Source organism: Pantoea sp. SIMBA_079, assembly GCF_046940275.1.
In the GTDB taxonomy this organism is placed as follows: Bacteria; Pseudomonadota; Gammaproteobacteria; order Enterobacterales; family Enterobacteriaceae; genus Pantoea; species Pantoea borealis.
The window spans coordinates 1-248 of the sequence record NZ_JAWRYR010000708.1; the positions used below are offsets into that span (position 1 = coordinate 1).

Below are 248 nucleotides of genomic sequence, written 5' to 3' on the forward strand. Positions count from 1 at the left end.
GTTCGGGATTCTGGTGCAGTTTTCGCCGCCATGCGGCAATTTCCGCTTGCGATTCAACGGCACGATTCAGCACTGGCATTTTTGGATGACTCCCCCGGATTGGGCCGGAATGGACATGATTTGATCCTGCAAGGATATGACGTTTCGGTGAAAGCGGGCAATCCCTGTTTGCCTTTTCATCGCCACATGGCATAGATAAAGAAATCGTTAATCTCCCATTATGGCGCAATTCGAATCCGCAGAAGTCG

General features: G+C 50.4%; 1 protein-coding gene. It reads left to right on the forward strand.

The window, feature by feature from the left end:
- On the forward strand, positions 1-195 hold a 195-nt coding region (locus SB719_RS21785; RefSeq protein ID WP_412159978.1), incomplete at its 5' end, for a hypothetical protein.
- Positions 196-248: the final 53 nt, after the last annotated feature.